The sequence below is a fragment of the Paenibacillus sp. FSL H3-0321 genome, assembly GCF_038002865.1.
Lineage (GTDB): Bacteria > Bacillota > Bacilli > Paenibacillales > Paenibacillaceae > Paenibacillus_AQ.
Window position 1 is genome coordinate 4,388,195 of sequence record NZ_JBBODH010000001.1, and the last position, 13,187, is coordinate 4,401,381.

At 41.2% G+C, this 13,187-nt stretch carries 10 protein-coding genes, 1 other RNA gene and 1 pseudogene; 10 read left to right on the forward strand and 2 right to left on the reverse strand.

Translation table 11 applies throughout. The features are described from left to right. The first annotated feature begins 50 nt into the window (after positions 1–50). Positions 51–1,268: a hypothetical protein gene (locus tag MHI45_RS19605; protein WP_076113218.1), complete on the forward strand. Its 1,218-nt coding sequence runs from the start codon at positions 51–53 to the stop codon at positions 1,266–1,268. Next, positions 1,261–3,828: an SNF2-related protein gene (locus MHI45_RS19610; protein WP_076113217.1), complete on the forward strand. Its 2,568-nt coding sequence runs from the start codon at positions 1,261–1,263 to the stop codon at positions 3,826–3,828. Before MHI45_RS19605 ends, MHI45_RS19610 begins: the two co-directional genes overlap by 8 nt. A 242-nt stretch (positions 3,829–4,070) precedes the next feature. Here MHI45_RS19610 and MHI45_RS19615 read toward each other — a convergent pair whose 3' ends face one another. Next, positions 4,071–5,189: an IS4 family transposase gene (locus MHI45_RS19615; RefSeq protein WP_341159862.1), complete on the reverse strand. Its 1,119-nt coding sequence runs from the start codon at positions 5,187–5,189 to the stop codon at positions 4,071–4,073. 175 nt (positions 5,190–5,364) lie between these two features. Here MHI45_RS19615 and MHI45_RS19620 point away from each other — a divergent pair, with 175 nt between their 5' ends. The 7 genes and pseudogenes from MHI45_RS19620 to MHI45_RS19650 all read left to right on the forward strand — a co-directional run bounded on the left by MHI45_RS19620 (position 5,365) and on the right by MHI45_RS19650 (position 9,843). Beyond that, on the forward strand, positions 5,365–6,192 hold the full coding sequence (locus MHI45_RS19620; protein WP_179091892.1) for an Rpn family recombination-promoting nuclease/putative transposase: 828 nt from the start codon (positions 5,365–5,367) through the stop codon (positions 6,190–6,192). Then, positions 6,147–6,518, forward strand: a transfer-messenger RNA (tmRNA) gene (gene ssrA, locus MHI45_RS19625). The genes MHI45_RS19620 and ssrA overlap by 46 nt, the downstream gene beginning before the upstream one ends. 251 nt (positions 6,519–6,769) lie before the next feature. Next, entirely contained in the window at positions 6,770–7,621 is an 852-nt protein-coding gene (locus MHI45_RS19630) for a hypothetical protein (RefSeq protein WP_076114564.1), read from the forward strand. A gap of 13 nt (positions 7,622–7,634) precedes the next feature. Continuing rightward, positions 7,635–8,077, forward strand: a pseudogene (locus MHI45_RS19635) (Rpn family recombination-promoting nuclease/putative transposase); the annotation flags it as partial. Positions 8,078–8,571: 494 nt separating this feature from the next. Further along, a complete protein-coding gene (locus MHI45_RS19640) occupies positions 8,572–9,015 on the forward strand; it encodes a UPF0158 family protein (RefSeq protein WP_076114562.1) in 444 nt (147 codons plus the stop codon). 18 nt (positions 9,016–9,033) lie between these two features. After that, the gene (locus tag MHI45_RS19645; RefSeq protein WP_076114561.1) at positions 9,034–9,411 is read left to right on the forward strand and encodes a hypothetical protein; all 378 of its coding nucleotides are present in this window, start codon (positions 9,034–9,036) and stop codon (positions 9,409–9,411) included. Between the two features lie 78 nt (positions 9,412–9,489). Then, positions 9,490–9,843 (forward strand): hypothetical protein, encoded by a 354-nt coding sequence (locus tag MHI45_RS19650; RefSeq protein ID WP_256718298.1) that lies wholly within the window; start codon positions 9,490–9,492, stop codon positions 9,841–9,843. Positions 9,844–10,037: 194 nt separating this feature from the next. Here MHI45_RS19650 and MHI45_RS19655 read toward each other — a convergent pair whose 3' ends face one another. Continuing rightward, positions 10,038–12,482: a TOTE conflict system archaeo-eukaryotic primase domain-containing protein gene (locus tag MHI45_RS19655; RefSeq protein ID WP_076114560.1), complete on the reverse strand. Its 2,445-nt coding sequence runs from the start codon at positions 12,480–12,482 to the stop codon at positions 10,038–10,040. Between the two features lie 91 nt (positions 12,483–12,573). Here MHI45_RS19655 and MHI45_RS19660 point away from each other — a divergent pair, with 91 nt between their 5' ends. Beyond that, positions 12,574–13,119, forward strand: a complete 546-nt coding sequence (locus tag MHI45_RS19660) for a DUF6155 family protein (protein WP_076114559.1) — start codon at positions 12,574–12,576, stop codon at positions 13,117–13,119. The last annotated feature ends 68 nt before the right edge of the window (positions 13,120–13,187 follow it).

A 13,187-nucleotide genomic window follows, 5' to 3' on the forward strand; every position in this document is an offset into this window, starting at 1 on the left:
TTGTTTGCCGATGAGCTATTACATGATAAATATGAGGAGGTAATATTCAATTGAGTTTACTTAAAGAAGGCATTGAAAACAGAAGTATTTTACCAACAACATTGACCAAAAAGTTATCGGTGGATAATCACATGCAAACTTACACCGTATATAAAATCCGGCTAGATCAGCTGTATTATAATGATCAGAATGATCGCATTGCGACTTGGATCAGTCAGTATAAAGCGGAAAATGGGATTATTCATATTGACATTGAGGATAAAGAGCAATATAACCAGATCATTCAAGGCTTTATTACTGAAAGTAATCCAGAAGCTTTGAAAAAAACACAAAACAATATTGAACTCATTGGACAACAAGAGGCTGGGGTTGTTTTGACTGATGGTAGGATCATAGATGGTAACCGGCGCTTCACTTGCATGCGTAATTTAGAACAAAAAACCGGAAAAACACAATACTTTGAAGCTGTTATTTTAGAGCACAATTTTGCTCACAATGCTAAACAAATCAAAATGCTAGAATTGTTTCTTCAGCATGGTGTGGACAAACCTGTTGACTATAATCCGATTGATCGACTGGTGGGTATTTATAATGATATTGTAGAAAATAAACTTCTTACAGCACGTGAATATGCTAGCAGCGCTAATCAAACGGAAGCAGACATTAAGCGAGAGATGGAAAAATCAAGACTGATGGTGGAATTTTTGGAATTCATTAACGCACCTAAACAATTCCATTTAGCTCGTACCATGAATCTCTCCGAATCTTTAAAAGACTTGTATAGTATGTTAAGTAAGGTGAAAAATGATGATAGCCGTGAGGATTTGAAAAACAATGTATTTGCTCAATTACTTATGGCACCAGTTGGAGATACAAATAGATATATAAGAAAAATTGGTAAAATTGCATCAAACTCCAGACTTCTGGATGAATATCTTGCTGAACAATCAGATTTAATAGAAAATGTTTGTGATGCTGTGGAGCAGTACCCAGTTATGACCGAAAAAATAATAAATGAACAGATACGTTCACAAAAAGAAATTCAATCAGAATTTTCTAGATCCACTGAAAAGTGGATCAGCAAAGCGGACGGAGATGCTAGCCGAAATCGCCCTGCGCAGCAAGCTGAAAAGGCATATGAAATGCTTGATACCATTGATACGAATATATTTAAGAAAATATCAGATGAGCAAAAAGAAGATATACGTGAAAAGCTTGACTTGGTTCAACAAATATTAGATAGCATTAGAGGAGAACTAGATGTTTAAAGATCTTTCGCTGAAAGCTACATATTCTTCTTATGAAGATGATGTTGGATCCTCTTTCTATACCCCGATCTTGCGCGAGTGCATCAGTTATGATAGAGCTACTGCTTATTTTTCAGCCCAAGCGCTTGCCAATTATGCAAAAGGTCTAGAAGTGTTTGCACGTCGAGGAAATAAGTGCCGTATGATTGTTTCGGCGGAACTATCAGAATATGACTATCGACAAATTAAAGAAGGATACCAGTTGCGGGAAGAGGTCAATCTAGCATTGTTAGGAAGGCTGAGAGAAACTCTATCTCTTGAGGAAGAGCGCAATATCTCTAATCTTGCCTACTTGATTTCACTTGGGATTATTGACATTAAGATTGCCTTTACTCGCTTAGGAATCTTTCACGATAAATTCGGCGTCATGGAAGATGAAGTAGGGGATGTGATTTGCTTTCGAGGATCAAATAATGAAACTGCGGCGGCTTATAATACCAATTACGAAGCGTTTGACATTACCTGCAGTTGGCAGGCATCGGCTTTCGATTATTCAAAAATCGTCAAAAGCAAAGAAATATTTGAAAATCTTTGGAATAACAAGGTTGAAAATGTCCTCGTCTGTGATATGAGCCAAACTCTTCATAGAGAAATTGTTTCTCACAGCAAAGGGAAGGTCATTATCGACACTGTACAGCTTGAACCAAGTTGTCTCTTATTGGATTACGACGATGGGTTAAAGCTTGACATTAAAATTGAACCGTCACTTCTTTTAAATAATGCAGTTTATAAACGGTGGCTCAAGCGATATGTTGATTTAGAACGGAGTAATGACCATATTATTCATTTTAAAAGCAGTTTAACTTACCCATCCTACAAGAAAATCATTGGTATTCTAGAGCAAGATGCCCAAAAGCGAGCCTATCGCTTCTTTACCACACAACGACTCCATGATTATATCGCAAACCGAGAAATGTATATTGAAAAGCGAGCTAATATTGGACTTTTCATAAAACAGCAAGATCCTATTATACGAGCACAGTTTGCTGAATATAAAGCAGTTGTCGATTGCGCTTTTTATCGACAACTTCGAGACAAGCAAATGTGGGATTCGTTTTTCATGTGTAGCATGAAAAAATCCAGCAACTTCTCTGTCCCTGGATCAGGGAAAACGGCGTCAGTTTTAGGGGTATACTCATACCTGCAATCACAAGGACTGGTCAAAAGAATTGTTATGGTTGGGCCGAAAAATTCATTTGGCTCTTGGGTTGATGAATTCAAAGCCTGCTTCGGTATGAAGCAGCAGGTTCAATTATTTAGCATACATGATCCAAGTTATCGATCTACCAAAGATAAACAGCAAGCCATTTTGTATGATACGGGAAATAAGAATCTTCTGTTGTTTAACTATGAGAGTTTAGGGACTTATGTGACAGAAATCAAAAAGCTAATAGATGCTGAAACATTACTCGTGTTTGATGAAGTGCATAAAGTGAAAGCTCTGAATGGCCGCCGCGCTTTTGATGCACTTGAAATCGCAAAGGATGCTTGCTACACAATTGCACTTACGGGAACTCCTATACCTAATTCGTACACCGACATTAGGAACCTGTTGGATATTCTTTATCACGATGAATATGCTGATTTTTTTGGGTTCACTATTCCACAATTGAAAGACCCAAGTCCAGATGATATTACCGTTATTAACCAGAAACTACAGCCCTTCTTTTGCCGCACAACAAAACAGGAATTACAAGTACCGGCAGCAAATCCAGATTCTTTTATCCAAGTAATGGCCAGCCGCCCTGAAAATGAATTATTTCAGATACTGCTGCTAAAATACGCAAAGAATAAACTTGCTCTAATCATTCGTCTTTTGCAATTGGAATCAAATCCACAAATGCTATTAAATTCACTTGACTTATCAGAGTTTTCAGATGTTTTGGATATCTCTGGAGAGATAGAGCAAATTGATTATGTGGACTTTTCCGACGATGTGGTTTCTCTCATTAATAATATTGTAACCACCAAAAAGTTTGATGCCTGTATAGAAATCGCCTTACAGCTTCATAGAGATCACAAACCAGTATTAATTTGGTGTATATTTATTGATTCTATGATGAATATTAAGGGGGCTTTGGAAACAGCAGGGGTTCGAACTGCTTGCATCTATGGAGCGATTAGTATGGAAGAGCGTCAGGTGATTTTATCAGCATTTCGAAAAGGTGAGATTGATGTCCTAATTACTAATCCACACACCTTGGCTGAGTCTGTATCTTTGCACATTGTTTGCCATGATGCAATATATTTTGAGTACAGCTATAATCTTGTTCATCTCCTGCAGTCGAAAGATCGTATCCATCGCTTGGGGCTGCCAAACAATCAGTACACCCAGTACTTTTTTACACAGGAAATATTCTTTACCAAAGATGGAGATCCATATTCCTTGGATGAAAAGATATATCTCCGTCTTAAGGAAAAAGAGCAAGTTATGTTGGATGCGATTGAAAACAACATGCTTGAACGAGGTAATACAACGGAAGAAGATTTAGATCTTATTTTTTCAGGTCTTAGATTATAGATAAATTTCACACTCTAATATTATCAATAATTGAAAATCTCAACTGCTCGACGCTTAAAACGTGTAGCTATGCCACCTTCCCATAAATATGACGCAACAAGTGACGGGGAATTGTAGATTTACCCACGCCACGCCTCCATATGGAGTAAAGCAGAAGACACCTTAATCGGTGTCTTTTTTCGTTATAATGATTGTTTTTGCTGATAATAGTTAGTTTAATCTGAAGCAGGTCTGTTGATTAGCTAAATTATGGAAGTTGTAAACACTACATTGGCTAAATAAATCCTCCATTCCGGTGGTAAAGTTTCCAAAGTAAATAACCGGTCAAAGTCGACGAATGTTAATTTAGCACTCGGATGCACCGCAGCATTTCCCTGCTCAAACAGGAACTTAAGCAAAACATAAATCAGTAAAGCTGTGTACAGCTGTCCATACACTGCATTTGGTGTTGTTCCGAATAATTTTGGAATGTTTAGATGCTGCTTAATCCAACGAAAAAAGATTTCAATCTGCCACCGTTTTTTATAGATTTCTGCAATCCCTTCGGGGGAATACCAGTGCAGATTTGTGGCGAGAATAACGGGATTTCCTTTGGGATCCTCTAGGATGACCACCCGAAATCTGTTCTGGGAGAGTGCCATGTTCTTTCCCAATTGGCAGGTCAAATCTTGCTTAATACTTCCCGAAAAGGGACGCTTTCGACATCGTGAGATTGGATTCGTAAAGGTTGTATTATCCCGAAGCCGAATCACAAAATACTGCCGGTTTTCCTGCTCTTGGTAACTGTCAAACAGCTTGTGTTTACCATAAGACCGGTCTGCCACCAAAATAAATCTTCTGTCCAGCAGGTCAGGGCAACTCTTCAAATCAGGCTCATATCCAGTCGTTTCGGTAACTTTGTGCAATTCGCCTTGGTCTCCAATGATCCCCACGTGTAGCTTAACGCCTGCTTTTTGGCCTTTGTGCGGAGCCCAAGTCAACCGTCCCAGACCTACCGTAATCGTAGTGGAATCAACGATTAGCAGCTCCTTCGGAATACCGAGTACACGCCGAGTCTTTCGATTGCACAGCCCAATCATGAGATCTAGCAAACGCTTGAATAATTGAAAAGGAACGTCTTTGGCTTTTTTCGAGAGGGTTGAGTGATCCACAGAACGCTGCCCACAAAGGGCCATTCGCTGTTCTCCGTCCCGATACCCCTCCCACTGCTGGAAGGCGGCTTCGGCCAAAAATAGAAATAAATCATAGACAGTAAACTTTCGCGCCACATCGATATACTTTAGTTCTTCCAAGAATGGGAGCATTTTTTCTTCGGGAATCACCAATTGCAGAATATTCGATAATGAAGTAGACTTTTTCATGAGGTCGCCTCGTTTCGGATGTTTGTAGGGGTACAAACACTTTACCGAATGAGCGGCCTTTTTTCTACCTTTTTCTGGTTAATCAATAGGTCTAAATCTGAAGGAACTTATACTTCTTTACAAGGTTCAAAACCATTGATAAATGCTATAATAATAAAGAATGGAGCTGATGCCGATGTATTTGCTTGACCCACGTGTGGATTTCGTATTCAAACGGATATTTGGCAGCGAGAACAATAAGGATGTGCTGCTGGCGTTTCTTAACCGCATTTTCACGGAAGCTGGTGAGCCGCCGCTGACCGAGATCATCCTGATGAACCCATATACGGATAAAGACGATCCGCTCGACAAACAATCCATTTTTGATGTTTATGCCAAGACCTCTGAAGGTAAACTGATTGATATAGAGATGCAGCTGTTTAATAAGTACGATATAGAGAAAAGAACGCTCTTTTATTGGAGCAAACGATATGCGAGTCAACTCAATGAGGGCGACAAATATCCAGAGTTGAAGAAATGCGTGACGATTAACATTTTAAACTATTCGTTCTTGAAGAATGAGCAATATCATAACGTATTTCATTTGCGGGAAGACCGGACGGGGATATCGTTAATTGACGACATCGAGGTTCATTTCTTGGAGTTGCCGAAGCTAGATGAACATAGTGTTCCGTCTGAAGGCGGACTGATCAATTGGTTACTGTTTCTGAAAGGTGCCGATACATCACAATGGGAGGTGCTGAAGATGAATGAACCGGGTTTGGAAAAGGCCATGGATACCCTGCAATATCTGAGTCAGGATTCGGACGCTAGACGATTGTATGAGGCCAGACAGAAGTATTTGCATGATGAAGCGTCCATGGTTGAAGGGGCAAAGTCAGCTGGGATTATTGAAGGCAAGCTTCAAGTGGCTCGCAATTTGCTGGCAATGGGGATGGATTATGCAGCTGTAGCGAAGGCGACAGGGCTTAGTGAAGGTGAAATCAAGTCTATCAGGTTTTAACATGTTGCCTGTATGGCGATGGCAAGCTTCATCAACGCTAAAGCCTATTAAACGGCAAATAACAAACAAACTACGCTTTCGCAGCCTAAGAAACTGTGTGCGTGCTTCTACCCTGCATCGCCCATGTGACAGGGATAGGGGCTAACAAGTAGTGGGATACGCTGTCTCATCTCCGCCTGCGGTGAGCTGAAGAAGACAATCAGGCTGACCCGAAGGGGACCCGGTTACGGGGGGCTTCTAGGGTGACATCAAATCCGTGACTACACTCGTAGAAGCTTATGTGCCGTTATCTTCGGACAGGGGTTCGAATCCCCTCGGCTCCATATGGAGTAAGTGAAAGACACCTTTAGGGGTGTCTTTTTTTGATTTAGCAGAAGTGTTAGATGATACGTACTCGTTAAAAGGAGGGTATAACTTTTTTTGTGCTTACATCCTCCACCGTTTAGGAATTGGATTCGAGAGTGAAAATATGGTGTGAGTATGTTATTCTTTAACAAATCATTATATACTTTTTCAACGGAAGCACCGTGCCAAATTATTTATTAAGCATGGTCTTTTTGATGGAGGAGATGGAAGAATGAAACATTCTTTAGAAGTGATTTCGAAAGAAATAAGGAGCAGGGTTAAGGCGAAGTTTCCGGTATTATTGACTAATTTAGCCGAAGAGTTAGCATATGACTTCATGTTCACACCTAAATATAAAATTACTCACGAATACGATTCTCCATGGGATTGTTCGGGTATGCTGATTCAGGAAAATGATTTAATCTCGGTTGATGATTATTATAGTGTTGAAGACTTTTTTGATGAGTATACCGGGCAATCTACAGCTAGCTATACAAGTGGTATCGGTTTTTTACATAATAGTTTTGGAGAAAAGTACGAAGATGTGGTTAGAAAATTTGTTTTTGGATGTTATATTGAGGTTCTGTCAGAAACAGATAATAACCGTCTCATTCAGCAATTGTTAGCGCATGGATATGATATCTCGGGTACGGAAAATGAGGATATCATCCAAGCTGTCACGGATTATGAGCTCTTTGAAGAGCCATTCTGGTATCATCTTGAAATTATTGAGCGTGTGAAGTCGCTTAGCTTAAAAATGATGGTTTCCCGTGGTAAAAATGGAGCCATAAAAAAACATCATCATCAATTAGCAAGGCGCAGAGAAGAAGATAAAAAAATAAGTTTCGAACAGAACGAAGCATATAAAATTTGGAATAAGCTACAGAAACTATTTCGCTTACAAAAGGGATATTCACTCCAAAAGATTGAAATAAAGGATTATATAATGTTTAGTGAATTTCTAGAATATAATCGTATACCCAACGACGAAAAGACCATCTTAGCTAAATATATGGGCAGTAAGTTTTCTAATAAAGTATGTATGTGTTGGAAGGATGGGCAAGGAATCAACTATAGTGATTAGGTTGCTGGCGTGCCTCAGCGAGGGAGACAAATATCCTGAGTTGAATAAATGCGTGACGATTAACATTTTAAACTATGGGTTCTTAAAGAATGAGCAATATCATAACGTATTCCATCTGCGGGCGGGCTGATTAATTGGCTATTGTTCTTAACGGGTGCCGATACATCACAATGGGAGGTGCTGAAGATGAATGAGCCGGGTTTGGAAAAGGCTATGGATACTTTGCAATATTTGAGTCGGGATTCGGATGCCAGACGATTGTATGAGGCTAGACAGAAATATTTGCATGATGAAGCATCTATGGTTGAGGGGGCGAAGTCTGCGGGTATTGCAGAAGGCGTAAACAAAGGGAAAAGAGAAGTCGCTCGTAAGTTGCTGGCAATGGGGATGGATTATGCAGCTGTAGCTAAGGCAACAGGGCTTAGTGAAAGTGAAATAAAGTCGTTAAATCCTTAACATGTGGTGTTGTTTACCATGCAAGCTTCATCAACGCTAAAGCCTATTAAAACGGCAACCAACAAAACAACAACACTTTCGCAGCCTAAAGAAACTGTGCGCGTGCTTCTGCCCTGCATCGCCATGTGACAGGGATAGGGTCTAATAAATAGTGGGATACACCGTCTGGTCTCCGCCAGGACGGAAGAAGGAAGAAGATAATCAGGCTGACCCAAAGGGGACCCGGTTACGAGGGGCTTCTAGGGTGACATCAAAACTGTGAATGCACTCGTAGAAAGTTATGTGCCGCTATCTTCGGATTGGGGTTCGGCTCCCCTCCATCTCGAAACCCTCTCCTAGAGCGCATTTTTTATATTTTTCAAGACCTGAATTGTAGTCCAAATGGCTATAATGGCTCCTAATATTTCGGACTTCCAAGTTGTCTGCTTAATTTTGCCCACACTGAAATAGTTCTGCTAAAATAGGATCATATAAATCAAGTGAGGTCGATCGAAATGAAATTAATGGACGAGCTTATTGATGCTTACTTGGATAACAACTTTGAGCACCCGTATTATTTGGATCTGCATACTGGACAAGTCATTTTGGATTTAGATGAGTCGTATACAGGGGAACCGGGAATCGACTGGGATGACGAGGAAAACGAAGAACGTTATATCGATATTCCAAAGATTGATTCAAATGAGGCATTTTATGTAATGACAAAATTTGCTCAGCGTACTGAATCCGATCCCGAGGATAAATTATTTGATGCTCTTGGTGGTAATAAACCTTTTAGAAGGTTTAAGGATGCGCTTGATAGATTGGATATTTGGGAAGAGTGGAACAGGTTCGAAAACAAGTATGCAGAAGAAGCAATCCAATCGTGGATGGATCGGTTTGAGCTGGATTACAATGAATTGAGCGAAAAGCACAATAACAATATTCCTTTTTCATAATGAAAGGGCGTAGTTTGTTTGAATAGACAAGAGTTACAGAAGAAGGTTCGTCATACGGTGCAACAATTGATCTGGGAAAAAGGGTATGCGAGCCCACTGGATTTGTTCTTGAAGATGGAGAAGGTCTCTCCGAAGCTTGTTGAGGAATGGAGATTAGGAAGGGTTCCATATCTTGAACGGGTTCTTCATGGCAACTTGGGTCAATTCAGCTTCATCATGAAAGAATTCCGAAAAACTGCAAGGGAGATCAACCTTAAAGAATCCTATACCGCCTATATGTCCTGGGGAAAAGGTTCGAAACGCCCGCTACGTTTCTCGAAATCAGGTAACGACCAAGTGGAACGACACTATTCCACTCACTATGTAAAGCTGCCAAACCCCGAGCAGCCCAATTAAAAGTCGCTTTTAGTGGGGCTTAATCAGCCGCAAAGATGTAATGAAGAGGGGGCGTAATTATGTGTCGGGTGGATTCTTGTGAAGGAGCAAGAATGTTTGCGGCTCTTGGAATATGTCAAGAAGCAGCCTTCTCGAATGGAACAGGGGGGTGTCCAAGGTACGATGGATGAAGTTCAGGAGCGTTTTCCTAATGAATGGGTCGTTTTTGAGGCGAATAAGGCCTATTCCAAGGAAGGCCAGCGTTTTATTGAAGAAATGTCGGTGATTGACTCCTATGTGGACTCTACCAAAGCATTGAAACGGTACAGTGAGTTACACCAGGAAACTCCACATCGCGAGTATTGTTTTTTCACACTTCCCGTCCTGAGGTTGTGGCGCGAGAACGATATGTGGGGATCAGAGGGCCAAGATGTATATAACAGAAATCTTTGATACTGGAGAAATGCAACTGAAACTAACATTCGCTAAACGGCTATCTACATACAGTTTCAGCAACAATCCCCGCCGAATTGTGGCTCTGCACGTCCACCCCTTAGTTTCTAGTTTCTAGAACCCCCTTCCCGGCAAGGCTTTTCAGCTTTTTTTGGGAAAGGGGCTCTACACGTCTTTTCCATTGTATTAAAACGTTACAGCTCCGCCCCCTTATATCCCATCTTCCGATAGCCTTTCACTCTTTTCTTGAACATCGCCATTAACATAGGGACCTGAAGGTCGATATAATCATATATTTTTACTTCTTCTTTATTCACATGACTTCGGTGCAAGCGGCCCGCATATTGCTGCAAGGTGCCTGACCAAGAGATAGGATGGACAAGGAACAAGGTATCCAGTCTGGCATCATCGAAGCCTTCGCCTATCAGTTTTCCGGTCGCGATAACCACACGTTCTTGATCATCTGGAATAGAGGCGATTTGGGCGCGTAGAGCCTCTCTCTGTTTTTTCCCCATTCTGCCTTTAAGCACAATTACGTTTTTCGCAAAAGACTGCAATCTCTCTGCAAAATATTCAGCATGAGCGGTTCGTTCAACCAGTAGCAGCGGAGAGTGGCCTTCATCCAGGCAGGTAAGCAAATCGTCAAAAATAAGAGTATTACGTTCTTCGTTGTCTACAAGTTGCTGATAGATGTCCTGAATACCGGAAATCTTTTCTCCTGGCTTGATCTGAAAATGGGTATACCGAGGAATAACTCTTAAAGAAAATCCTCTGGAGCTGCTTAAGGCTTTGGCATCCACCTTTAATAGCACTGGTCCAAGCTGGAATCGTACGATTGCTTCTTGTCCGTCCTGGCGTTTAGGTGTGGCAGTTAAGCCGAATACATACTTAGCTTTTACTTCACGAAGAACCTGTTCGGAGCTGTAGGCTGATACGTGATGGCATTCATCCACAATGACTTGCCCGTATTCACTTACAATAGGTTTAACAATCCCTTTATAGTTGAGGCTCTGAATGACAGCAATATCGATGATGCCGGTTCTTTTGTTTTTGCCGCCGCCGATCATACCGATCGCTTGTTTTGGAACTTCGAGAAAGGTTTGCAATCGCTCCTGCCATTGTTCCATGAGCTCTCGGCGGTGCACCAGAATAAGGGTGTTTGTCTTTCTTGAAGCGATGATGCTGGCTGCTACGACAGTTTTACCGAATGCGGTTGCCGCCGAGAGGACGCCTATATCCCTGTTTAGAATCGCTCTCGCCGCTGTATCCTGAAGAGTGGTTAGCGTACCGGTGAACTTTGCTTCTATTGAGATTCCAGACGAACGACGATCTTCAAGTGATACTTTGACCTGGTTTTGCTCAAAAAAGGATAACAGATCCTGCAAGCATCCCCGTGGAAGAACTACATAACTCTCCAAATCCTCTGCACATGAGATAACCCGGGGTTTACCGTAGGTGGAGAGCCGCATAGCTTGTGCTTTATAAAAATCGGGATTGGAGAACGACGCCAATTTAATCAGAGCATGAACGGCACTTGAAGGAAGTCCAGACTTAGGAATATAAAGACGATCTGAATGCAGAATCTGTATTTCAGCAGGCAATGATTCCATCAAAATCGGCTGCTTCTGAATATAATTACTCTGTTCCTCTGCCATTCCGGTTACTTCATCGTCAGATGCTGCTATCAGGGTGTCATTATTGAACAGTCTATGTTCCCCGTGCGTGTATATAAATTGCTTTACTTCGTCTTCGCTCATCTTGCCAAGTCCGGATAAAACACTCCATTGGTCAGCATAGGGCTCGAAGTGTTCATCAATAAAGCTGCTGTTTCCCTGTTTACGTGGTCCACCCTGAAGCGGCAGAGCAATTAGGTTGCCAAATCCGCCTTTGGGCAGCGTATCCTGATTGGGAAACAGGCGGTCGTAGGATTCCATGCCGATCTGATATCTCTTGTTCATGGTTAGACTCAGTAAAGTCATTCCAAATCTTCTGGCAGTAGCAGCTTCAATATTTTGACTGAAGAAAATCCAGATGTGACCCCCATTACCGGAGCGGGAGCGCTCTAACAGTGCAGGGATTTCATGGCTTCTACATATCTGCATTACGACAGTAACGTCCTGCTTCCAATCATGTTTGTCGAAATCCATTGCCAAAAACCAGCAGGTTTCATCCGGCAGCATTGGATATATGCCAATCGTTCTGTCTTGCCTTGCATCTAAATGGGATGACAGCACTTCGTTTGTAAGGGGCATGAAGCTCTGATGTTTGCAAACGGAGCATTTCACTCTGGGTTTCTCACACACCGAAGTCCACTCATTGGCGCAGACGGGCGAGTAGCCGGACTTGCCTTGCTTGTTGCTCCAGCGAATCGGGTATACATCGTCTCTTCCGCGAAAATAACTTTGATATATTGCGAGCTTGTCCTCTACTGTTGAGTACTGGTGAACATTCGATTCTCCAACAGTTGTTTCTTTGCTTACTTTTGCCGGAGAAGTGGAATTAGTCGTTGTTTGTTCATCCGTACTTGTTCTATTCTCCTCAACCGTAAGCCCCAGCAGACTTTTTAACCGGGCGACCTCCAGCTTAAGTTCTTCAATATGTGCTAAAGCTGCGTTATATTTGTCCTCCAAATTGTCCATTGATTGGTCCTCGCGTTTTATTTATATTATACCTTGTAAGCAGTAGAGTAATAATTCTGGGAATTATCACCGGATTAAGGAGATCATCATAATGCTGAAATTAAGAAACTCAACCATTAAAAAGCATTTGAACAATCTTACGAGGGAAGAGCTTGAAGCTGAAGTCTTGAATTTGGCCAAGAAATATCCGATCATTCAGGAGCATTATTTTTCCGTGCTATTTCCTGATCAAGGGGAGGTCTTAACCAAGTACAAGAAAATTATTGAGAAGGAATTTGGCCATCATAAGGGGGAGATTTTGCGGTACCCGATTATGAAGAAAGCAATAAAGGATTTTAGTAATGTTTCAAACAACAAGGAGCAAATTGCAGAAATCATGATTTTTACAGTGGAATGTGGAGTGGACTTCACACTTTCATTTGGAGACATTGATCAAAAATTTTACCATACTATAGCAAGCATATATGAACAAGCCTTAAAGCATATTGTAGACAATCAATTAGAAGACAAGTTTGTAGATCGATGCAACCGGTTAATGCTGAGCAGTCAGGATATTGGCTGGGGTTTTGGATTTGATATGATTGATGTGTATAATGACTATTTAGGACAAATAGATGAAGAAGAAGACCTTGAGTAGCTTATACGGACGAATTATTAATCGTAAGGATTGTGTTATAATATTATAAATAAAAATCGAAATCCGAG

Coding starts and splice junctions, on each gene's coding strand:
- MHI45_RS19620 (WP_179091892.1), top strand. CDS start 5,365: ATGTATTTGCTTGACCCACGTGTGGATTTCGTATTCAAACGGATATTT.
- MHI45_RS19660 (WP_076114559.1), top strand. CDS start 12,574: ATGCTGAAATTAAGAAACTCAACCATTAAAAAGCATTTGAACAATCTT.
- MHI45_RS19615 (WP_341159862.1), bottom strand. CDS start 5,189: ATGAAAAAGTCTACTTCATTATCGAATATTCTGCAATTGGTGATTCCC.
- MHI45_RS19640 (WP_076114562.1), top strand. CDS start 8,572: ATGAAATTAATGGACGAGCTTATTGATGCTTACTTGGATAACAACTTT.
- MHI45_RS19610 (WP_076113217.1), top strand. CDS start 1,261: ATGTTTAAAGATCTTTCGCTGAAAGCTACATATTCTTCTTATGAAGAT.
- MHI45_RS19655 (WP_076114560.1), bottom strand. CDS start 12,482: ATGGACAATTTGGAGGACAAATATAACGCAGCTTTAGCACATATTGAA.
- MHI45_RS19630 (WP_076114564.1), top strand. CDS start 6,770: ATGAAACATTCTTTAGAAGTGATTTCGAAAGAAATAAGGAGCAGGGTT.